The sequence below is a fragment of the Pseudomonas sp. WS 5071 genome, from assembly GCF_012985765.1.
GTDB classification, from domain to species: domain Bacteria; phylum Pseudomonadota; class Gammaproteobacteria; order Pseudomonadales; family Pseudomonadaceae; genus Aquipseudomonas; species Aquipseudomonas lundensis_A.
On record NZ_JAAQWY010000004.1, the window covers coordinates 91,470 to 111,396 of the forward strand.

A 19,927-nucleotide genomic window follows, 5' to 3' on the forward strand; every position below is an offset into this window, starting at 1 on the left:
GCTAATTGGCAACCTTTGGTTTTTATATGGAAACAATCGATGAGCGAAATGGATGATCTGGCCGCGTTTGCGGTATTAATTGATGCGGGCAGTTTCACGCTGGCGGCCCAACAATTGGGTTGCAGCAAAGGCCAGTTATCCAAGCGTATCAGCCAGTTGGAAGCGCAGTTTTCGGTGATTCTTCTGCACCGAACCACGCGTCGCTTGAGCCTTACGGCAGCGGGCGCGGCTCTGTTGCCGCAAGCTCAAGCTCTTGTAATTCAAGTTGAGCGCGCGCGTCAGGCGTTGGCGCGTCTTCAGGAGGACATTGCCGGGCCTGTGCGAATGACGGTTCCTGTGTCATTAGGGGAAACATTCTTTGATTCTCTGTTGCTTGAGTTCTCCCGCGATTACCCGCAGGTGCAAATCGAGCTGGAGCTCAACAACAGTTACCGAGACATGGCGCGCGAAGGCTTTGATCTGGCGATTCGGTCTAAAGTCGCCACTCACGAACGTCTGGTCGCCAAACAAGTGGTAAGCTGGCACGAGGTTACCTGTGCAAGCCCCGCGTATCTGGCGCAGTTCGGTGAGCCGGAGACACCGCATGTACTGGCCGGTCACCGTTGCCTGCTTAATAGCCATTACCTTGGACGCGAGGAGTGGCTCTACCACAAGCAGCATGAGCTGTACCGTGTACGGGTGTCGGGACCATTCGCGAGTAATCACTACAGCTTGCTAAAAAAAGCTGCCGTGGTCGGTGCAGGGATTGCACGTCTGCCGTCCTATATGCTCAACGCCGAACTGTCTGACGGGCGCTTGTGCAGTGTATTGCGCGACTACCAGACGCAAAGCCATCCGATGTACCTCGTTCACCCGTATCAAGGTGGCTTGCCCAAGCGCACGCAAGTGTTGGCGGATTACCTTGTGAGTTGGTTTCAACGCACTGTGCAGCGCTTCGAACAGCCTTGACGATAAAGTCGCGCCAGCCAGTAATCGATGGAAATGGCGCCCGGCCCCCGTGCCATCAGGTACAGCAAAATGGCCGCCCAGGTGCCGTGGGTTGCGTAAGCTTCTGGGTAAACAAACAGTTGAATCGTCAGGGTCATGCCTAGAAGCATCAAGGCTGATACACGCGTGGCCAAACCCACCAGTATCAGTGCTGAAAACAGGTGTTCGCAGACGGTCGCCGCGTAAGCGGCGAACTCCGCAGGCAGCAATGGCACCTTGTACTCGTGGCTGAACAAGTACAGCGCTGAATCGGCCAAGTGGGGTTGTCCCCACTCGACAGTGCCGGACACCACGTCCAGTGCAAAGCCTTCAACCTTGGTTTGCCCCGACTTCCAGAACACAGCGGCGATGGAGAAGCGCGCAATTAACGCTATCAGGGAGTGGGGAATGCGTTGCAGAGCACGGGTTGTATGTGCCCATAAACGGCCGATTCTGCAGGAATATTCTGTAAACGTGTTCATAACGTTACCTCATGGGCGTGCTGCACTTCGGTGATGGCGCCCATGCTGATGAGCAGTGCCAGGCACTGGCTCAAGTCAAATCCGGGATCGGCGTGCAGGGCATTGTCAGCAGCTTGACCAAGAGGGCAGTGGGTTTTCAAAAGTCGAATAAACGCTACGCTCCCTGAGCTGACCGCAAACACTTCTACGTTCAAACCATGACGCAGCACCAGCGCACTTTGCGGCTGGCTGGGGTCCAGTCCCTGAAGGTGTCCGCTGTTCTGGTGCGCAATCCACAGGGAGGCCACGGCATACGGGGAATGCAGGGTGGCCACACTCGGGTGCAACGTCATGCGCAGTTGTTCCAGGGTAGCGGGATTGGCCAATGCCCGCGCAAGGGCCTGCGGGTTCAAAGGCAGGGCATCGGCGGCGTGATACGCCTGAACACAGAGCCATTCCAAGCGTGCGACATCAGCGAGATACGGCAGGCTATTGGCCGGGGCAAAATCTTGAATGAAGTCCGCAAAGCAATGCCCGTAGGTACTCATGACCGGATTGTCCGGCGGGTTTTTGTGCACGAACACGTGCGCCATGCCATGGAAGAACGCGTCTCCCACCAAGCGGGCAACCACCGGAAAACTGGCGCCCAAGGCGTTGATCAAACCGCTGAGTACGTTGTTTCGGTACACGGAAAAACGGCTCGACGCATCACTGCCAACAGGGCAAATCACACCGTGCGGGCAACTCGACTGCGGATCGAAAAGGGCGGCGCTGAAGGCCTGTTGTAAGGTCATACACGCACCTTTGAGGTCTGAATCATATGATCAGCGCGTTGCGCTTCGATGAGCAGCTCGTTCAGGGCAGGTAGGTGATTATCCCGTTCAATCAGGGTCGCCATGGGACCGATACGCTTCAATACCTGCCCATAAAGGGCCCAGACGGCGCTATCAACGGCTGCACCATGGTTGTCGATCAACAGGCGCTGGCCCTGACTGTCGGTGTCTTCGGCAAAACCTGCCAGATGAAGTTCGCCGACGGCCTGTAACGGCAGGGCGTCGATATAGGCAATCGGATCACGGCGATGATTGATGCAGGACACGTACACATTGTTCACATCCAGCAACAGGCCACAGCCGGTGCGCTGTATGACGTGATGAATAAATGCAGCTTCGTCGTAGTCGGCCTGATCGAATTCGACGTAGGTTGCCGGGTTTTCCAGCAGCATGGGCCGTCGCAGGACGTTTTGTACGTGATCGATATGCTCACAGACCCGCGTCAACGTCGCGTCGTCATAGCGCAATGGCAGCAGATCATTGAGAAACCACTGACCATGGATGGACCACGCCAGGTGTTCAGAGAATTGTTCAGGCTCATAGCGGTCGAGCAGGGTACGCAATCGCAACAAATGGGCTTGATCCAGCACCCCCTCGCAGCCAATGGACAGACCTACCCCGTGGATCGACAGGGGATAGTGCTCCCGAATCAAGCTCAAATAATGGTGAAAGGGGCCTCCGGCGACCATGTAGTTTTCGGCATGAACTTCGAAGAAACCGATATCGGGCCGGGTCTCCAGAATGTCTTTGAAGTGCTCGGCCTTGAGCCCCAGCCCCGCACGTGGCGAAAGCTGGGGCGCACGAGGCGCGATGTGCGAAGCAGTCGGGCTGTGCATCATCATGGCTCAATGACGACTGTCAGGATTTGGCGGCATAAGCCGTCAACTGCCCGAAACCGGTCGGGGAGGTGGTGCTGACAGTGCGCTCGCACGTGCCTTTAGGGACCAATTTCCACGCGTTGGCCTGATGGTCGGTTTTGGCTGTGCCCGCGCAGGTAGTGCCAGCGCCCGCGGCGCAATCGTTCTTGCCTGCCATGGCGACGCCGAAGCATTTTTCCATGTCGCCCGACGCGAACGCGGTGGAGGGCAGGGCGGCCATGCTCAAGGCTGAACCCAGGGCCAGCGCCAAGGCTGCGGCGGATACAGTGCGAGTGGTTTTGTTAGACATGGTGATTCTCCGAGGTTGAGTTTTCGAGTGTGGCCAGCGCGTGGTGGCTGCCGGCTTACTTCACTAGAGAAGCGACTTCGGGTTTTATTACAGAGCAGTTGAAAAAAATGAAATGTGCCTGACAGGCAGGTTGGCAGTCGATGCATAAGCGCAGAGCAGCGGCTGTTCAACGGGCGTGAAATGACCGCTGGAAAAGAAAACGGCCCCGAAGGGCCGTTCTTGTGTCACGGGCAGGGTTAGCCGCCGAGGTAGGCGTCGCGCACTTTTGGATCGCAGAGCAACTGCTCGCCAGTGCCTTGCATCACCACCCGGCCGTTCTCCAACACGTAGGCGCGGTCGGCAATTTTCAAGGCCTGGTTGGCGTTCTGCTCTACCAGAAACACCGTCACACCTTCTCTGCGCAGCTGTTCGATGATGTCGAAAATCTGCTGAATGATGATGGGTGCCAGCCCCAGTGAGGGTTCATCGAGCAACAACAGCTTGGGCTTGCTCATCAGCGCCCGGCCAATGGCAAGCATTTGTTGTTCGCCACCGGACATGGTGCCGCCACGTTGGGTAAAGCGCTCTTTCAGTCGCGGGAAAAGGTGCAGCACCTTGTCCATTTGCTCCTGATACTCGTGCTTGTCGGTAAAAAAACCGCCCATCGCGAGGTTTTCTTCCACTGTCAGCCGAGCAAAGACCCGACGTCCTTCAGGGACCACAGCGATGCTTTTGCGCATGATCTGCGCCGAACTCAACCCCACCAGTTCTTCGCCCAAATAACGAATACTGCCGCTTTGAGCCTGTGGTGAGCCGCACAGGGTCATCATCAACGTGGATTTACCCGCACCGTTAGCGCCGATCAGGGTCACGATTTCCCCCTGACGAACGTCGACGTTGACGCTGTGCAATGCCTGGATCTTGCCGTAGAAGGTTGAAACGTTTTCGAATTGCAGCATTTACGCTTCCCCCAAATAGGCTTTGATCACGTCAGGGTTGTCGCGGATCTGTTCCGGCGTGCCGTCCGCCAGCGGTGTGCCCTGATTGATGACCACGATGTGGTCAGAGATGCTCATCACCAGTTTCATGTCGTGCTCAATCAACAACACGGTGGCGTTGTGCTCTTCACGCAGCACACCGATCAGCGCCTTAAGGTCGTCGGTTTCCTTGGGGTTCAAACCGGCAGCGGGCTCGTCGAGCATCAGGATGCGCGGGCGCGTCATCATGCAGCGGGCGATTTCCAGACGCCGTTGCTGGCCGTAGGCCAAGGTGCCCGCCGGGCGGTTGGCGAACTCGGTCAGGTTGACCTTGTCCAGCCAGTACGCGGCGTATTCCATGGCCTCGTGTTCGCTTTTGCGAAAGGCTGGCGTTTTGAACAGGCCTGCCAGGAAGTTGGTGTTGAGGTGACGGTGCTGAGCGATCAGCAAGTTCTCAACAGCCGTCATGTCCTTGAACAGGCGCACGTTCTGGAAAGTACGTACCACACCCTTGCGGGCAATTTCGTGACCTGGCAGGCCTTCTATCGCCTGGCCGTCGAGCAAAATGCTCCCCGCCGAGGGCTTGTAGAAACCGGTCAGGCAGTTGAAGACAGTGGTTTTACCGGCCCCGTTAGGACCGATCATGGAAACCACCTGTTTTTCCTTGACGGTCAGGCCCACGCCGTTAACCGCCAACAAGCCGCCAAAGCGCATGCTCAGGCCGCTGACTTTCAGAATCTCGCGGCTCATTTTCGCAGCTCCAGGTGAGGACGTTGCATCGGTAGCAGACCTTGCGGACGCCAGATCATCATCAGCACCATCAAGGCGCCGAACAGCAGCATCCGGTATTCACTGAAGTCACGCATCATTTCCGGGAGCAGGATCATCACCACCGCAGCCAAGATCACGCCCAGCTGCGAGCCCATACCGCCGAGCACGACGATGGCCAGAATGATCGCCGACTCCAGGAAGGTGAACGATTCGGGGGTCACCAGCCCTTGGCGGGCGGCAAAGAAGCTACCGGCAAACCCTGCGAATGTTGCACCGAGGGTGAAGGCCGAGAGCTTGATCACGGTAGGGTTCAAGCCCAGTGCACGGCAGGCGATTTCGTCCTCTCGCAGGGCTTCCCAGGCCCGGCCTATCGGCATGCGCAGCAAACGGTTGATCACGAACAGTACCAACAGCACCAGCAGTAACGCGATCAGGTACAGGAAAATCACCTTGTTGATCGAGTTATAGGGGATGCCGAAGTATTCGTGGAATGTCTGCATGCCCTCGGCAGCGGTGCGGTCGAAACTCAATCCGAACAGCGTGGGCTTAGGGATGTTGCTGATGCCGTTTGGGCCGCCGGTGATGTCGGTCAGGTTACGCAGGAACAGGCGAATGATCTCGCCGAACCCCAGCGTTACGATGGCCAGATAGTCACCCCGCAAACGCAAGACCGGGAACCCCAGCAAAAAGCCGAAGGTGGCAGCCATCAGGCCCGCCAGAGGCAGGCACACCCAGAAGCTGAAGCCAAAAAAGTGCGACAGCAACGCGTAGGTGTAGGCGCCGACGGCATAAAAACCGACATAACCCAGGTCCAGCAAGCCCGCGAGCCCCACCACGATGTTCAAGCCAAGGCCCAGCATCACGTAGATCAGGATCAGGGTTGCAATGTCCACAGCGCCACGAGAGCCATAGAACGGCCACACCAGAGCCACCACCACCAGACCGAGGATGATCCAGCGCTGAGTGCTGGGCAATGTCAGAAAGTTAGAGGCTTTGGCAGGGACTTTCGGCAGGTTGGGCGAAGCTTTCCAGGCAGCGCTCAATTGCTGGTTGAACAACACGCGCACAAACATCAGCAACGAACAGAGGGCAATCACGCTGAGCGTGAAAGTGCTGGTGTTGTGAACTTCAATGTTGATGCCGACGATGGTCAGTTTCAGACCCAGTACCGGGTAGGCCACAGCCCAGACCAACAGGGCGCTAAAGAACGCCGATTTAAGATGCCTAGTCATACTTTTTCGATCTCCGGACGCCCCAGAATGCCGGTCGGACGGAACAACAGCACCAATACCAGCAGGCCAAACGCCACAACGTCTTTGTATTGGTCGCCGAAAATATCAGCGCCAAAGGCTTCAGCTACACCCAGTACCAGCCCGCCCAGCATGGCGCCAGGAATGCTGCCGATACCCCCCAGCACGGCGGCGGTAAAGGCTTTGAGCCCCACCAGAAAACCGGCGTTCGGGTTGATCACACCGTATTGCACGCTGATCAGAACCGCCGCGACGGCGGCCAGAGCAGCACCAATCACAAAGGTCAGCGCAATCACGTTGTTGGTATTGATGCCCAGCAGGTTAGCCATCTTCATGTCTTCGGCACAGGCGCGGCAGGCGCGGCCCAAGCGTGAACGGGAGATGAACAGCGTCAGGCCCAGCATGGCAAGGAAGGTGACGATGAAGACCACAATCTGCATGTAGGAAATAACCACTTCGCTCGCGCCACCCGGCCCGAAGGTGAAGCCTCCCGGAATCAGGTTCGGGATGGATTTGTCTTTTGAGTCCTGTGACAAGAGCACCATGTTTTGCAGGAAGATCGACATACCAATGGCAGAGATCAAAGGGATCAGGCGGTTGCTGCCGCGCAACGGACGGTAGGCAACCCGTTCGATGCTGTAGCCGTAGGCACTGGTCACCACAATGCTGGCGAGGAACGCTGCCGTCATCAGCAACGGCACGCTGTCCAGCCCCATCATGGTCAGTCCGGCAATGGCGATAAACGCGATGTAGGAACCAATCATGTACACCTCGCCGTGGGCGAAGTTGATCATTCCAATAATGCCGTACACCATCGTGTAGCCGATGGCGATGAGGGCATAGGTGCTGCCAACGTTGAGGCCGTTAACCAGCATTTGGAAAAAGTGATAGATGTCAGGCATTACCAAGCTCCTAAAAACCTGAGACGCATTTCACTGGTGGAGTCATTTTCCGGGCTTGGCGGTGTGGATTTGCATCCACTTGGCGCACAAGCCTTCTCCCAGCGAACCGCTGGTGACGGTTTTAAAGATTTTCAGGTGGACAGGCTTTCGGATCACGAAAACGCAGCCCCAATTCAGTCCAACGAACGTCCGTAAAACAAAGCCCACCGCTGTGCAGTGGGCTTCGTTGTCAGATCAACACGCGGCCCTTATTGAGGGCTGACTTCGGTTTTAGGTTTGCCGAAATGCCATTCGTAGACGACGAATTTGAAGTTCTTCACGTCGCCTTTCTCGTCGAAGGTCAACTCGCCGGTAGGGGTTTTGAAAGAACCTTTGTGGATGGCTTCTGCCACTTTGGCCGGGTCTTCGCTCTTGGCTTGCGCGATACCTTGCGCAATTACTTCTACAGCCGCGTAGGCCGGAAATACGAACGGGCCGCTGGGGTCTTCTTTCTTGGCAGCGAAAGCTTCAACTAATGGCTGGTTTGCCGGGTCCTTATCGAATGCTTGCGGCAGGGTTACCAGGAGCCCTTCGGAAGCGTTCTGAGCGATTTGCGAGATAGAGTCATTGCCCACGCCTTCAGGGCCCATGAACTTGGCGTTCAGGCCTTTTTCTTTAGCCTGACGCAGGATCAACCCCAGTTCCGGGTGGTAACCACCGTAGTAAACGAAATCGACATTGGCTTGCTTGAGCTTGCCAATCAGGGAGGAATAGTCTTTTTCGCCTGGGTTGATGCCTTCGAAGACCGCTACTTTCACGCCTTTGTCTTCGAGGGTTTTTTTCACCGCACTGGCAATACCTTCACCGTACTGCTGCTTGTCATGAACCACAGCGACGATTTTCGGTTTGACGTGATCGGCAATGTAGTTACCAGCAGCCGGGCCTTGGGCGCTGTCCAGACCGATGGTGCGGAACACCATTTTGTAACCACGGTTAGTGATCTCAGGGCCAGTAGCGGCCGGGGTAATCATGATGATGCCTTCGTCTTCGTAGATGTCCGAAGCAGGCTGAGTGGAGCTGGAGCACAGGTGGCCAACCACAAATTTAACGCCGTCGTTAACCACTTTGTTCGCCACCGCGACGGCTTGCTTGGGCTCGCAAGCGTCATCGTATTCAACGACTTCTAGCTTTTTGCCGTCTACCCCGCCTTTGGCGTTGATCTGCTCAATGGCCATCTTGGCGCCCGAGAACTGCATGTCGCCATACTGGGTCAGAGGGCCGGTCTTGGCGCCGGCAATACCGATCTTGATGGTGTCTGCGGCAAACGAATGGCTGGCAACGCCGGCCAACACCATAGCGGCAAACAGTTTAGTCATGTGCTTAATAGCCATCTTTATTGTTGCTCCACTCTTCTGTTGTAATTTTTATAGTCCTGGAAGCCAAGGCAGCCGGACCGGGTCTGTTTCTGAGCGAAAATCCCGGCCAATCCCCCCTGCAACTGTACCGGTACAGTGTAGAGCGGCCCTTCAGCGATTGAATAGCGGGCTGAAGCGTGAAAAACCGGGAAATGTCGCCTTAACGAAAGAAAGAGACAGAATGGCGGCTAAATTCAGGGAGGTTATTTAACAGAATGTTGCTATCTCCCCCTTTCGCGCCTCGTTCCCGTCGCTTTCTTCGTTCTCCCTCCTGAATCCGGGTTTTTCTACCAGGTCAGCAGCGCTATCATTGCGCCCATTTTTTACCTGGTGGACCCCATGATCGAAGAACCTAGCACCCTCTATGCCAAGCTGCTCGGCGAGACCTCAACAATCGAATGGAAAGCCTTGGAAAAGTTTTTCGCCAAAGGCGAATTGTTGTGGGTCAGTGACGATTTGGACCTGATCGAAGCGGCGCAGGCTGTGAGCCAGGATGAGGCAGGGAAAGTGGCGCAGTGGATGGCCGAGGGAGCCCTCGACAAATTGTCTGATACGCAGGCGTTAGACTTTGCCAAGCGTGATCCGGTGCTATGGGCGGTGGTGGTTTCGCCCTGGATCATGGTCCAGGAAAGGGCAGCAATTTAATTTTTCGCACCAAAATCGGGCGATCCTGGTGCCAATATGACCACCCCGAAGTGTGTAGGCCAGTAACCGGTTGCTCGATAGTGGCCAGTTGCCGTAGAGAAACGCCACAGTTGCCGCTGTGGCGTTTTTTTTCTGTCGCGCAGCCTCAGTACGCGGTTTTCCCGGTGTGGCTGTTGAGCGAAATAATCCGTGTTTTACCGATGCGATGGCGATAGATCTCGCGCAGGTACTTGATGGCTTTTTTTACGCAGTCCCGTGAAAGCCGGATGTCATTGATCGAGACAAACTTGTCTTTGTCGTTAATCGCTCGCGGTACTTTTTCTCGTACATCGGTTTGATGGCGTACCAGTTGGTGTCGAGAATTTTCGCCGGGTTTTCGAATTCGTTGAGCAACTCATCGATCCGGCTTTCATCGAAGTGCTCCCCGGTGATGAACTCCAGCACCGAGTCGTCCAGCGTGTCATCAAATCGGTAAGGATTACGGGCAAAGCAGCGTTTGATAAATGCCACTATCAACGTCAGAAAATCATCCGACAGGCATGGGCTTTTCGCGATCAGGGTGGTCAACGACAGGTTGGCCGAGGCGCCGATCACCAGCGCATACCGCTTGAGGGTGGTGTTGGGGAACAGGCTGTTGAGGTGGGTCTTGAGACGGTTCAAGTCCATGTATGACAGCTTGTAATCCTTGGGCAGGGACACGATGGACACCACCGATGAGCAGTTCTTGAAGAAGTGCAGGTCGTGCAGGGCGGCAGCGTCATAGCCCGAGTGCTTGTATTGCTCCAGCGCTGCCCGGTAGCGCTGGGATTCGATGGGCAACAGGCTGATGCCCTCGATGGCTTGGGTGTCCTTGTTGAAGTGCGGCAAATCGATGGAGCGGAAAAACAGGTCATCAATGTCCAGCCGTGGCGGCTCTTTTTCGAACACTTTGAATTTGTCCGTGCCCGGCACCGGTTGCTCCGGCACGACCGATTCCGCGTAGGCAATCGCCACAGGCCCGGCCAAGCTCATGAACAGGTCGTTGGCGTCGAGGCGGATGGTTTCACCAATATCGATACCGGCGCGTCGGAAGTAATTCTGGTCGTAGTCAGTAGTGACCGCCTGAGCTGTAAGAATGTTGAAAATCTGTTGTGAAATATATTGGTTGGCGTGCTTTTCCATCGCGTTGACGTCGATGTTCTGAATCGTGCCGTCATCGCTTTGTTCGGCATAACGCATGATGTCGTTGGAAATCAGCATCATGGCGTTCCAGGGGCGAATGCGCCCCATGACACTGGCTTCACTGCAGTCTTCGTTATCGAAGTTGTATGAAAAGTCCCATTCTTCGGACAGGTACTTGCACAGCAGGCGACCGGCATTGATGTGCAGCGCCTCGGACATTTCGCTGCGATGATCCGAGATGTTCGGCAGCACGCAAATGCCGCTGGTGAAGATGGGCTCGAAGACAAAGGCGTGGCCGCTTTTGCTGTCGTGCTCGTCGGCCGGTTTAGTGTCGAAGGTTTTGTTCATGTACGAAAACTGTTGCGCCAGGCCGAACTCCGAAGCCATGCCCGAGCCTGTACCGCCGCCGGCGCTGAAGATCGAGAAATACAAGCGTGACTGGTTAGCCTTGATACCGCAGGAGTCGATCAGGTAGGAGTGGATCAGTTTCCAGTCCGGGCTGGAAAAGCGCTGCGCATCTTTGTTGAGAATGATCTTGGCCAGGTACTGACCCAAAATAGGTGCATTACCCGCGCCGCCAGCGTGAACTTCCGACAAATCCATGATCTTCATCTTGCTGTAATCGCGGATGAAGTTACTTTTTTCGCTCTTGCGCGAAAAACGGATACGCCCGGCGATGTCCTTGTCCAGATCCCCCAACAGCACCAGCGGCTCCACCAGAAATACCGGTTTGGCCGGTTTGTTGTGCACCAGGCGCAGGTTATTGCGAATCCATTGTCCGGGGCTGTAGCGCTTGTCTTCGTGACGCGGGTCTACCGTGTTGAATTCGTTGAGATAGAACTTGCGTGCGTTGTACACCAACTCGGCCACATCCAGGGCAATGTTGGAGCCGCAACGGCCCAGCCCGATCAGGCACACCGAAGGGAATTGCTGGTCGGCACGGCTTTCGCTGTCACCCTCAACCAGTTCCGGTTGTGGGAAGACGATATCCCGCAAGCCGTCGAGGTTTTCGAGGATCCGGTCGGTATTGGTTTCGGTGAAGTAGAGGTATTGCTGGGTAGCCAGTGGCTGCTGACTTGAGTAACTGTTCGATGAACGTTGGGGCTCGTTTATTGTTTTCAGAGACACGTCAGAGACCAAGGGTGTCGCATTATTGTTCGACGTCATTGTTTGCCATCTGTCAGGGCTGGACGACTGTTGAGGAACATTCAACAGGCCAATACGGGGGTGGTAATCGCGTATTTACGGGGCGATCAGGCGTTCGCGGCGCGTCATCCCTATTTTGTATAAGGGTTTTAAACGGCGCGGATAGAAAAGAATCGGCCTGAACCGGAGGTTCTTTAATGACTGTTTTCAAGCCATGGCAAGGATGCTGGCAATTTACTGGCTTGAGAGCTGAAACGTACTGAAATCCAGGCTCGCCAGCGTGCTTTTATTGAGCTGCTGCAGCAGCGCGTGCAGTTCTTCAAACGGCACGGGGCGACTCAACAGGTAACCCTGAATAAAGTCACAGTTGTACTGATTGAGGAAGGCGAATTGCTGGTGAGTTTCAACACCCTCAGTCACCACTTGCAGGTGCAGGGTATGGGCCATGACGATGATGGCCTGAACGATCTCCATGTCCTGGCTGGAGTTGGGGATGTCTTGAATGAAGGACCGATCAATCTTCAACGTGTTCAGTGGCAGGCGCTTTAAGTAGGCAAGGGAAGAGTAGCCGGTGCCAAAGTCGTCTATGGACAGTAAGACGCCCAACGCGCGGATCTGGCGCAGTAATTGCGAAGTGTTGTTGATATTGCCCATCAACGCGTTTTCAGTGACCTCAAGCTCCAGGCGACTGGCACTCAGGCCGCTTGAGCACAGGGCGCTTTCAACTTCGTCAGCCAGCTCGACGCGCACCAGATTCAGCGCCGAGCAGTTAACGGCGACGCTGATATCCGTCCAACCCAGTGCCGTCAGGGTTGCCAAGTCCTGGCAAGCTTTGCGCAGTACCCAATTGTCGAGTTCGGCGATCAGGCCGTTGGCTTCAGCAATGTGTATGAAACGCTCCGGCCCCAGCAACCCGTGCTCGGGATGTTGCCAGCGCACCAAGGCTTCAAGCTTGGCGACCAAGCCTGTTTTCAGATCGAAAATAGGCTGATAGTGCAGAAACAATCCGTGATCGCCGCGCATTGCCATGCGCAGTTCCTCCTCTATCTGCAATTCAAGCGAAGCACGGGCTTTAAGGTTTGAGCTGAAGAAATGCAGGCTGTTGCGCCCGGCGTCCTTGGATTGATACAGCGCAAGGTCAGCATGCTTGAGAAGCTCATCAATTGTGTTGCCATCATCGGGGAATACGCTGATCCCGATACTGGTCGTCATCACCATGTTACGGCCCGCCAGCTCAATCGGCTCTTTCATTTTGAGCATGATCCGCTGGGCCATGTTTCGCGCTTCTTCGCGGCTGTTCAGGTTGAACAGAATGCAGAACTCATCGCCGCCAAAACGCGCCACCACGTCTTCATGATTACGCGTCGCACTTTTGATTTGCGCGGCAATCACTTTGAGAAGCTCATCACCCGCATCGTGACCCAGGCTGTCGTTAATACGCTTGAAGTGGTCAATGTCGAGAAACATCACGGCCAGCATGCTGTTGTTACTGGCACGCTCAATCAGCTTTTCGGCAAACAGTTGATTAAAGCCCCGACGGTTGATCAAGTTGGTCAGCGGATCGTAATGCGCCACTTGCTGCAATGACGCGCGCGCTTGGTCCAACTGGCTAAGCAGCGCGTTGACCCGTCTCAGGTCGTGCTCTTTGAGTTGCAGTTTTTTGTCGACCAACGCGGCGCTGATACTGCTGCCGATTAGCAGCAGGGTAATCAGTGCCACCGTCAATGCCAGTTGCCAGTGATTGTTTTCAATCGTCACCTGAAACGCGCCCTCTGGCGGGGTATAGGTGTGCATGGCCCACATGCCGATGAAGTGAACGCTGAGGATGGCCAGACCGGCTGCCAGACTGATGAAGTATTTGAAGAACTGATAGGCCAGACCGCTGGTGCTGCGCAGTGAGCGGGCCAGCACCAAGGTGGCATAACTTGCTGCTACGGCAATCAGCAGCGACAGCGCGAACAGCACAGGGTCGTACTGCTGCAAATGGCTGGAGTGCATGGCCGACATGCCCACGTAATGCATAGTGCAAATGCCTAAGCCGAAAACGAGCGCTGCAAGTACCAGGCGGCGGCGTGTGACAGGGGTCTGAAGAAGAGCCAGCATGGCAATCGCGGCTGAGAGCAGGGCGATAAACAGCGAGCCTATGGTGATGCCCAAGTCGTAATGGACGTTGAGCGGGGATTCGAAAGCGAGCATGCAGATGAAGTGCATGGCCCAAATACCGCCTGCTAACGAGCTGGCCCCTATCCAGCGCCATACGGTTTTGGCTGCAGGTTTTTCTGCGTTGCACGCCCGCTCATACATATGCAACGTAGCGAGGCAGGCCGCGCAGGCGACCAGGAAGGCCAGGACCACCAGGTACGGGTTATGGCTGCTCGTCATCAGCAGTTGCCCGTCAGCGGTGTTGTCTCCAATAAACTGCAATCCCAGCCATTCCATTGCATGCCTCAACACTGAGTGCAGGGTACTAGTCGTCAGGCGCTAGCTTGCTCTGAAGTGTAGAAGGTGGAATGTAGGAAAAAAGAATGATGGCAAGATGATGCTTATCATTTTGCTATGACAGGATTTTTTTTTATAACCAGGTAGCCAAGACGGCTGCCGCGTTGCGTTGCAGCACTTAATTGGCCGTTGTAATAAGGGAGGCGTTTTTAACCTGTGAATGTGGGGGGCGGCGACAGCGAGGGTTGCAACCCGCTGTCGCCGCTGCTTCCCCACTGTCAGCCAGCGACCAGTACGCGAATGGCTTCGAGGCGCAACGCTGCTTTTTCAAGCATGGCCAGGCCTTGTTCGCGCTGTTTGCGCAGCGCTACGAGTTCACTATCACGCACACTCGGGTTGACCGCCTGCAACGCGGTCAGGCGTGCCAGTTCTTCTTCTGTGTCAGCCGCCAGACGACGCTGGGCCTCAGCCACACGCTCGGCGTGACGCGGTGCGATTTTGGCTTCACCGGCGTTGATCTTCGGCGTGAGCTGGTCACGCTGTGCCTGTACGAACTTGTTGGCGCTGGCCCGCGGTACGCTTTCCAGTTGTTCATTCAGGGTGTCGAAAGAAACACGCGATGACAGGTCATTGCCGTTAGCGTCGAGCAGGCAACGCAAGGCAGCAGGAGGCAGGTAGCGGCCAAGTTGCAGAGCGCGCGGGGCAACCACTTCGCTGACGTAAATCAGTTCAAGCAATACCGTGCCGGGCTTGAGGGCCTTGTTTTTGATCAGTGCGACGGCAGTGTTACCCATCGAGCCGGACAGCACCAAGTCCATGCCGCCCTGCACCATCGGGTGTTCCCAAGTGATGAACTGCATGTCTTCGCGAGACAGCGCCTGATTGCGATCGTAGGTGATGGTCACACCTTCGTCGTCACCCAGCGGGAAGCTCGCATCCAGCATTTTCTCGCTGGGCTTGAGGATCAGGGCGTTTTCGGAATGGTCTTCGCTGTCGATACCGAACGCGTTGAACAGGGTTTCCATGTAGATCGGCAGAGCGAATTGATCGTCTTGCTCAAGGATCGCTTCAACCAGCGCTTCACCTTCGCCTGCGCCGCCGGAGTTCAGCTCCAGCAAGCGGTCGCGGCCGGTGTGCAGCTCTTGTTCAAGACGCTCGCGCTCGGTGCGGGCTTCGTCGATCAGCGCTTGCCATTGGTCATCGTCAGCAGCTTCGAGCAACGGCAGCAGGCGCGGACCAAACTGATGTTGCAATGCGTTGCCAGTCGGGCAAGTGTTGAGGAACGCGTTTAGCGCTTCGTTGTACCACTGGAACAGGCGCTGTTGCGGGCTGGTTTCGAGGTAGGGAACGTGCAGTTCGATCACGTGCTTCTGGCCGATACGGTCCAGACGGCCGATCCGTTGTTCGAGCAAGTCGGGGTGCGATGGCAGGTCGAACAGCACCAGATGGTGGGCAAACTGGAAGTTGCGGCCTTCACTGCCGATTTCCGAGCAGATCAATACTTGCGCGCCGAACTCTTCGTCAGCGAAGTACGCCGCTGCACGGTCGCGCTCCAGAATGTTCATCCCTTCGTGGAACACCGTGGCCGGGATGCCGGAACGAACGCGCAGGGCGTCTTCCAGATCCATTGCAGTCTCGGCATGGGCACAGATCACCAGCACTTTGGTGCGCTTGAGCATTTTGAGCGTGTCGATCAGCCACTCGACGCGCGGGTCAAAGTTCCACCAGCGTTGTTCTTCGCTGATGTCCGGCTGCGACTGGAAGCTGACTTCGGGGTACAGCTCGGGGTGATCACCCAGCGGTAGTTCAAGGTATTCGTCCGGGCAGGGCAGTGGATACGCGTGCAGCTTGCGCTCCGGAAAGCCTTGTACTGCGGCGCGGGTATTACGAAACAGCACGCGGCCGGTGCCGTGACGGTCCAACAGTTCGCGCACCAGACGGGCGCTGGCTTCAGCATCCCCGGCGTTGACTTCCGCCAACAGGGCATCGCCTTCGGCGCCGAGGAAACCGTGGATGGTTTTTTGGGCTTCTGGCGACAGCCGGCCCTTATCCAGCAGCTCTTGCACAGCCTGGGCTACCGGGCGGTAGTTTTCGCTTTCAGCACGGAAAGCCGCCAGATCGTGGAAGCGGTTTGGGTCAAGCAGGCGCAGACGGGCAAAGTGGCTGTCCTGGCCCAACTGTTCGGGGGTTGCTGTCAGTAACAGGACGCCGGGGATAGTTTCGGCCAGTTGTTCAACCAGCGCGTACTCGGGGCTGACATTGTCTTCGTGCCACACCAGGTGGTGAGCTTCGTCGACCACCAACAGGTCCCAACCGGCGGCGAACAGCGCGTCCTGGGCTTTTTCGTCGTCCACCAGCCATTCCAGCGCCACCAGCGCGAGCTGGGTGTCTTCGAACGGGTTGCTGGCATCGCTTTCAATAAAGCGTTCTTCATCAAACAGCGCGACTTCAAGGTTGAAGCGACGACGCATCTCAACCAGCCACTGATGCTGCAGGTTCTCGGGAACCACGATCAGCACGCGGCTGGCACGGCCACTGAGCAGTTGGCGATGAATCACCAGGCCGGCTTCGATGGTCTTGCCCAGGCCCACTTCGTCAGCCAGCAGTACGCGTGGCGCAATGCGGTCTGCGACTTCACGGGCGATGTGCAACTGGTGAGCAATCGGTTGCGCACGCACGCCACCCAGCCCCCACAGCGGCGATTGCAGCTGGCGGCTAGTGTGCTCGAGGGTGTGATAACGCAACGAAAACCAGGAAAGCGGGTCAATTTGCCCGGCGAACAGACGGTCGCTCGCCAAGCGGAACTGAATGAAGTTCGACAGTTGGGTTTCTGGCAGGGTCACGACTTCGTTTTGCTCGTTGAGACCGTGATAGACCATGAGCCCGTCGACATCTTCGACTTCGCGCACGGTCATTTTCCAGCCTTCGAAGTGGATGATGGTGTCACCCGGCGAGAAACGTACGCGCGTGAGCGGTGCGTTGCGCAGCGAATATTGACGGGTTTCGCCAGTGGCCGGATAGAGCACGGTCAACAAGCGACCGTCCTGTGCCAGAACGGTGCCTAAACCTAGCTCAGCTTCGCTGTCACTAATCCAGCGTTGCCCCGGTTGATACTGCTGCGCCATGCTGCCTGACTCCCGCTTTGAAAAAGCCGAGTATATTAACGGAACGAGGGCCTGAGACCAAAGGTCTCTGATAAAAACCTGATCGACGTCGTTCAGGCTGCCGCCGGATTTAACGGGCGTCTCAAGTCAATCTGCGTCGGGCCGACAGCCTGAAAACAGGAGAACAATAAGTATGCTGCCGCCGATTCTTCCCATCAGTGTGGTACCGGTCACCTCCCAACAGGATCCGGTGCGCCCGCGTCCGGATATTCCGCCTGTAGTGCCTGCGCAAGCTAGCTCAGGCGATAGCACGATCAACTTGAAGAATCAGGACCCCGATCAGGCCTCGCTGTTGTTGCGTGAAGAGCAGCGACGCCAGCAGGAAAAGCGGCGTCGTGAAGCACAGGATGCGCCGCACGAAGTGGTGATCGTGCCGGGGGACGAATTGAATGGGGACAATACTGTGCCTGTCTCACCGTTGATCGACGGTGCGCCGCGCCAGGGGCAGTGGGTGGACATAGAGGTGTGAAATTTTTCTGGCCAGCTCGGCTGGCGCGCCGCATTATTGGCCCTTGCCGACACATCGACAGTGATCCCATTCCGTATGAGCCAAGACAGCAAGCTGGTAGACCTCGGCGCCGAGCGTGCCAAGCGCGTGCATGACCTTAATGAAAAGCGCCTTAAAGAAGTGCGTCAGGCGTTTGAACAGGCTATGCCCCTGACAAGTGCCAAGAAGAAACCGAAAAAAAAGCCTAAAAAACGCTGAACTGCGGCGTTTTCCCTGATCTGCGTCAACTATTACCCCTAACGTCCTCGAAGCTGTGGCCACTATTGATCCCGGTCAAGTTCTCTGCCTGCGCGTCTGGTTATTCTGGTTACACACAAACAAACACGCGCAGGAGGCCGTCATGTTTCTCGATAATGTGGTTATCGCTGGAGTACTTACCGTCGGCCTCATGGTCCTGTTTTTCGCGGGTTTGGGGATTTTTATCTGGAAAGATTCCCAGAAGCGCAATAAGTAGCGCCGGGTCTTTTCGATACACGAGCACGCAAGGCATTTTGGGCGACTTCGGTCGCCTATTTTTTTGCGTGTGTGTTTTGTGCAAGTGTGTGAGGTGGTTGCCAGGTAATGAATTAAGTGCGCTGTGAGTGCCCGCATCAGACAAAAAAAAGGTACGCCCCGTCCGGAGCGTACCTTTTTTAGTGCGTTTGTTATTTAGGCGAGGGCTTTGGAAGCCAGCCAGAATAACGCTGCAGAAAGTGCAATCGTTGCGGGCAACGTCAGCACCCAGGCCATCAGGATGGTCTTGATGGTGTTGCCTTGCAGGCCGCTTTTGTTCGCAACCATTGTGCCCGCGACACCCGACGACAGAATGTGGGTCGTGGAGACAGGCAAGGCGAAGATGTTGGCCAGGCCAATGGCAAAGGTCGTGGTGATCTGTGCCGCCATACCCTGTGCATAGGTCATGCCTTGTTTGCCGATCTTCTCACCGATGGTTTTGACCACGCGTTTCCAGCCCACCATGGTGCCCAGGCCCAAGGCCAGCGCGACAGCCAGAATGACCCAGAACGGAGCGTATTCCGTGGTGGCTGTCAGGTCTTTACGCAGTTTTTCGAGGTCTGCTTTCTCGCGCGGCTCCAGGACCGGCAATTTGCTGACTTTCTTTGCCGTGTCATCCAGGCAAAGCAGGTAACGGCGGATCTCGATACGTTTTTCGGCCGACAACGACTGGTAATTCTCGACCCCTTTCAACGAACTGAGCAAGGCTGCGATGGTCGGCTCGGTTTGTTGCGGGTTGCAGCGGAACTCACCTGGCAGGTCGTCTTTCACGCTTTTGCCCAAAGCCAGAAACTCGCTCAGGCTTGTGTGATTACGCTGATAGAACTGACTCAAGTGCAGGGTCGCGTCCCGTGTGCGTTCGATCTGATAGGTCGTGCTGTTGAGGTCAAGTACGAAGGCACTCGGCACGATACCGATCAATACCAGCATGATCAGGCCGATTCCCTTCTGGCCATCGTTGGAGCCGTGCACGAAGCTGACGGTCATGGCCGAGATCACCAGTACCAGACGGTTCCAGAACGGCGGGTGCTTCTTGTCATCCAGCTTGCGACGCTGCTCGGGCGTCTTGTGCATCTTGGAGTTCGGACGCCACCATTTGAGGCCTACCAGCAGCAAACCTGCCACAACAAAGCCTGCCAGCGGCGAGAACACCAATGACGCACCAATGTCGATTGCCTTCTGCCAGTTCACGCCATCACTCACCGGGATACCGGTAATCAATGCGTTGGCCAGGCCGACGCCCAGGATCGAACCGATCAGGGTGTGGGAGCTGGAGGCCGGGATGCCGAAGTACCAGGTACCCAGGTTCCAGGTAATGGCTGCAGCAAGCAGTGAGAACACCATGGCCAGGCCATGTCCGGTATTCACATTGACCAGCAGTTCGACCGGCAGCAAGTGAACAATGGCGTACGCCACGCCCACACCGCCCAGCAAAACGCCGAGAAAATTGAACACACCGGAAAAGAACACCGCCAGGTGAGGCGGCATGGCTTTGGTGTAGATGACAGTCGCTACCGCATTCGCGGTGTCATGAAAGCCGTTGATGAACTCAAACGCGAGAACAAAGGCTAGGGCGAAGAAGAGGCTGACAAGAACCCAGGCATCCAATCCGCTTAATAGATCGATCATGAAGGTTTTCTGACACGGTCATAAAGGGGGCCGGATTATGCCA

At 56.2% G+C, this 19,927-nt stretch carries 17 protein-coding genes and 1 pseudogene; 5 read left to right on the forward strand and 13 right to left on the reverse strand.

The features are described 5' to 3' along the window. Positions 1 to 39: 39 nt before the first annotated feature. The gene (locus tag HBN61_RS03540) at positions 40 to 948 is read left to right on the forward strand and encodes a LysR family transcriptional regulator (protein WP_170046187.1); all 909 of its coding nucleotides are present in this window, start codon (positions 40 to 42) and stop codon (positions 946 to 948) included. Here HBN61_RS03540 and HBN61_RS03545 read toward each other — a convergent pair. The 9 genes from HBN61_RS03545 to HBN61_RS03585 all read right to left on the reverse strand — a co-directional run bounded on the left by HBN61_RS03545 (position 915) and on the right by HBN61_RS03585 (position 8,676). Then, positions 915 to 1,448: a DoxX family protein gene (locus tag HBN61_RS03545; RefSeq protein ID WP_170046188.1), complete on the reverse strand. Its 534-nt coding sequence runs from the start codon at positions 1,446 to 1,448 to the stop codon at positions 915 to 917. The two genes, HBN61_RS03540 and HBN61_RS03545, sit on opposite strands and share 34 nt — an antisense overlap. Then, positions 1,445 to 2,221, reverse strand: a complete 777-nt coding sequence (locus HBN61_RS03550) for an HvfC/BufC N-terminal domain-containing protein (RefSeq protein WP_170046189.1) — start codon at positions 2,219 to 2,221, stop codon at positions 1,445 to 1,447. The genes HBN61_RS03545 and HBN61_RS03550 overlap by 4 nt, the downstream gene beginning before the upstream one ends. Next, a complete protein-coding gene (gene bufB / locus HBN61_RS03555; RefSeq protein ID WP_170046190.1) occupies positions 2,218 to 3,096 on the reverse strand; it encodes an MNIO family bufferin maturase in 879 nt (292 codons plus the stop codon). The genes HBN61_RS03550 and bufB overlap by 4 nt, the downstream gene beginning before the upstream one ends. Positions 3,097 to 3,118: 22 nt before the next feature. Next, on the reverse strand, positions 3,119 to 3,427 hold the full coding sequence (gene bufA1 / locus HBN61_RS03560) for a BufA1 family periplasmic bufferin-type metallophore (protein WP_170046191.1): 309 nt from the start codon (positions 3,425 to 3,427) through the stop codon (positions 3,119 to 3,121). A 236-nt stretch (positions 3,428 to 3,663) separates the two neighbouring features. Then, the gene (locus tag HBN61_RS03565; RefSeq protein ID WP_094993609.1) at positions 3,664 to 4,365 is read right to left on the reverse strand and encodes an ABC transporter ATP-binding protein; all 702 of its coding nucleotides are present in this window, start codon (positions 4,363 to 4,365) and stop codon (positions 3,664 to 3,666) included. Continuing rightward, positions 4,366 to 5,133, reverse strand: a complete 768-nt coding sequence (livG, locus tag HBN61_RS03570; protein ID WP_169963264.1) for a high-affinity branched-chain amino acid ABC transporter ATP-binding protein LivG — start codon at positions 5,131 to 5,133, stop codon at positions 4,366 to 4,368. Then, complete coding sequence (locus HBN61_RS03575; protein ID WP_170046192.1) at positions 5,130 to 6,386, reverse strand: high-affinity branched-chain amino acid ABC transporter permease LivM; 1,257 nt, start codon at positions 6,384 to 6,386, stop codon at positions 5,130 to 5,132. Before HBN61_RS03575 ends, livG begins: the two co-directional genes overlap by 4 nt. Further along, the gene (gene livH, locus HBN61_RS03580) at positions 6,383 to 7,306 is read right to left on the reverse strand and encodes a high-affinity branched-chain amino acid ABC transporter permease LivH (RefSeq protein WP_047274097.1); all 924 of its coding nucleotides are present in this window, start codon (positions 7,304 to 7,306) and stop codon (positions 6,383 to 6,385) included. Before livH ends, HBN61_RS03575 begins: the two co-directional genes overlap by 4 nt. Before the next feature lie 248 nt (positions 7,307 to 7,554). After that, positions 7,555 to 8,676, reverse strand: a complete 1,122-nt coding sequence (locus HBN61_RS03585) for a branched-chain amino acid ABC transporter substrate-binding protein (RefSeq protein WP_047274099.1) — start codon at positions 8,674 to 8,676, stop codon at positions 7,555 to 7,557. 363 nt (positions 8,677 to 9,039) lie between these two features. On the opposite strand from HBN61_RS03585, the gene HBN61_RS03590 reads away from it, so the two are divergent. After that, positions 9,040 to 9,345, forward strand: coding sequence for a DUF2288 domain-containing protein (locus HBN61_RS03590; protein WP_094993606.1), 306 nt, complete (start codon positions 9,040 to 9,042; stop codon positions 9,343 to 9,345). Between the two features lie 145 nt (positions 9,346 to 9,490). On the opposite strand, the pseudogene HBN61_RS03595 reads toward HBN61_RS03590, so the two are convergent. The 3 genes and pseudogenes from HBN61_RS03595 to rapA all read right to left on the reverse strand — a co-directional run bounded on the left by HBN61_RS03595 (position 9,491) and on the right by rapA (position 17,216). Continuing rightward, positions 9,491 to 11,673 (reverse strand): annotated as a pseudogene (locus HBN61_RS03595) (hypothetical protein). A 213-nt stretch (positions 11,674 to 11,886) separates the two neighbouring features. Beyond that, positions 11,887 to 14,091 (reverse strand): putative bifunctional diguanylate cyclase/phosphodiesterase, encoded by a 2,205-nt coding sequence (locus tag HBN61_RS03600; protein WP_170046193.1) that lies wholly within the window; start codon positions 14,089 to 14,091, stop codon positions 11,887 to 11,889. A 278-nt stretch (positions 14,092 to 14,369) separates the two neighbouring features. Beyond that, positions 14,370 to 17,216 (reverse strand): RNA polymerase-associated protein RapA, encoded by a 2,847-nt coding sequence (rapA, locus tag HBN61_RS03605; RefSeq protein WP_094993603.1) that lies wholly within the window; start codon positions 17,214 to 17,216, stop codon positions 14,370 to 14,372. Positions 17,217 to 17,388: 172 nt separating this feature from the next. Between rapA and HBN61_RS03610 the strand changes: the two genes are divergently transcribed. From HBN61_RS03610 to ccoM, 3 genes are all read left to right on the forward strand, one after another. After that, a complete protein-coding gene (locus tag HBN61_RS03610) occupies positions 17,389 to 17,724 on the forward strand; it encodes an aspartate-semialdehyde dehydrogenase (protein ID WP_094993602.1) in 336 nt (111 codons plus the stop codon). A gap of 75 nt (positions 17,725 to 17,799) precedes the next feature. Beyond that, a complete protein-coding gene (locus tag HBN61_RS03615) occupies positions 17,800 to 17,961 on the forward strand; it encodes a hypothetical protein (protein WP_094993601.1) in 162 nt (53 codons plus the stop codon). 142 nt (positions 17,962 to 18,103) lie between these two features. Beyond that, positions 18,104 to 18,217: a cytochrome c oxidase subunit CcoM gene (ccoM, locus tag HBN61_RS22800; protein WP_019411060.1), complete on the forward strand. Its 114-nt coding sequence runs from the start codon at positions 18,104 to 18,106 to the stop codon at positions 18,215 to 18,217. A gap of 194 nt (positions 18,218 to 18,411) precedes the next feature. Here ccoM and HBN61_RS03620 read toward each other — a convergent pair whose 3' ends face one another. Then, entirely contained in the window at positions 18,412 to 19,884 is a 1,473-nt protein-coding gene (locus HBN61_RS03620) for an inorganic phosphate transporter (RefSeq protein ID WP_169963270.1), read from the reverse strand. Positions 19,885 to 19,927: the final 43 nt, after the last annotated feature.

Excerpts from the sequence above, each read along its gene's own strand:
- HBN61_RS03540 (WP_170046187.1), top strand. The coding sequence starts at position 40 with ATGAGCGAAATGGATGATCTGGCCGCGTTTGCGGTATTAATTGATGCG.
- HBN61_RS03545 (WP_170046188.1), bottom strand. The coding sequence starts at position 1,448 with ATGAACACGTTTACAGAATATTCCTGCAGAATCGGCCGTTTATGGGCA.
- HBN61_RS03550 (WP_170046189.1), bottom strand. The coding sequence starts at position 2,221 with ATGACCTTACAACAGGCCTTCAGCGCCGCCCTTTTCGATCCGCAGTCG.
- bufB (WP_170046190.1), bottom strand. The coding sequence starts at position 3,096 with ATGCACAGCCCGACTGCTTCGCACATCGCGCCTCGTGCGCCCCAGCTT.
- bufA1 (WP_170046191.1), bottom strand. The coding sequence starts at position 3,427 with ATGTCTAACAAAACCACTCGCACTGTATCCGCCGCAGCCTTGGCGCTG.
- HBN61_RS03565 (WP_094993609.1), bottom strand. The coding sequence starts at position 4,365 with ATGCTGCAATTCGAAAACGTTTCAACCTTCTACGGCAAGATCCAGGCA.
- livG (WP_169963264.1), bottom strand. The coding sequence starts at position 5,133 with ATGAGCCGCGAGATTCTGAAAGTCAGCGGCCTGAGCATGCGCTTTGGC.
- HBN61_RS03575 (WP_170046192.1), bottom strand. The coding sequence starts at position 6,386 with ATGACTAGGCATCTTAAATCGGCGTTCTTTAGCGCCCTGTTGGTCTGG.
- livH (WP_047274097.1), bottom strand. The coding sequence starts at position 7,306 with ATGCCTGACATCTATCACTTTTTCCAAATGCTGGTTAACGGCCTCAAC.
- HBN61_RS03585 (WP_047274099.1), bottom strand. The coding sequence starts at position 8,676 with ATGGCTATTAAGCACATGACTAAACTGTTTGCCGCTATGGTGTTGGCC.
- HBN61_RS03590 (WP_094993606.1), top strand. The coding sequence starts at position 9,040 with ATGATCGAAGAACCTAGCACCCTCTATGCCAAGCTGCTCGGCGAGACC.
- HBN61_RS03600 (WP_170046193.1), bottom strand. The coding sequence starts at position 14,091 with ATGGAATGGCTGGGATTGCAGTTTATTGGAGACAACACCGCTGACGGG.
- rapA (WP_094993603.1), bottom strand. The coding sequence starts at position 17,216 with ATGGCGCAGCAGTATCAACCGGGGCAACGCTGGATTAGTGACAGCGAA.
- HBN61_RS03610 (WP_094993602.1), top strand. The coding sequence starts at position 17,389 with ATGCTGCCGCCGATTCTTCCCATCAGTGTGGTACCGGTCACCTCCCAA.
- HBN61_RS03615 (WP_094993601.1), top strand. The coding sequence starts at position 17,800 with ATGAGCCAAGACAGCAAGCTGGTAGACCTCGGCGCCGAGCGTGCCAAG.
- ccoM (WP_019411060.1), top strand. The coding sequence starts at position 18,104 with ATGTTTCTCGATAATGTGGTTATCGCTGGAGTACTTACCGTCGGCCTC.
- HBN61_RS03620 (WP_169963270.1), bottom strand. The coding sequence starts at position 19,884 with ATGATCGATCTATTAAGCGGATTGGATGCCTGGGTTCTTGTCAGCCTC.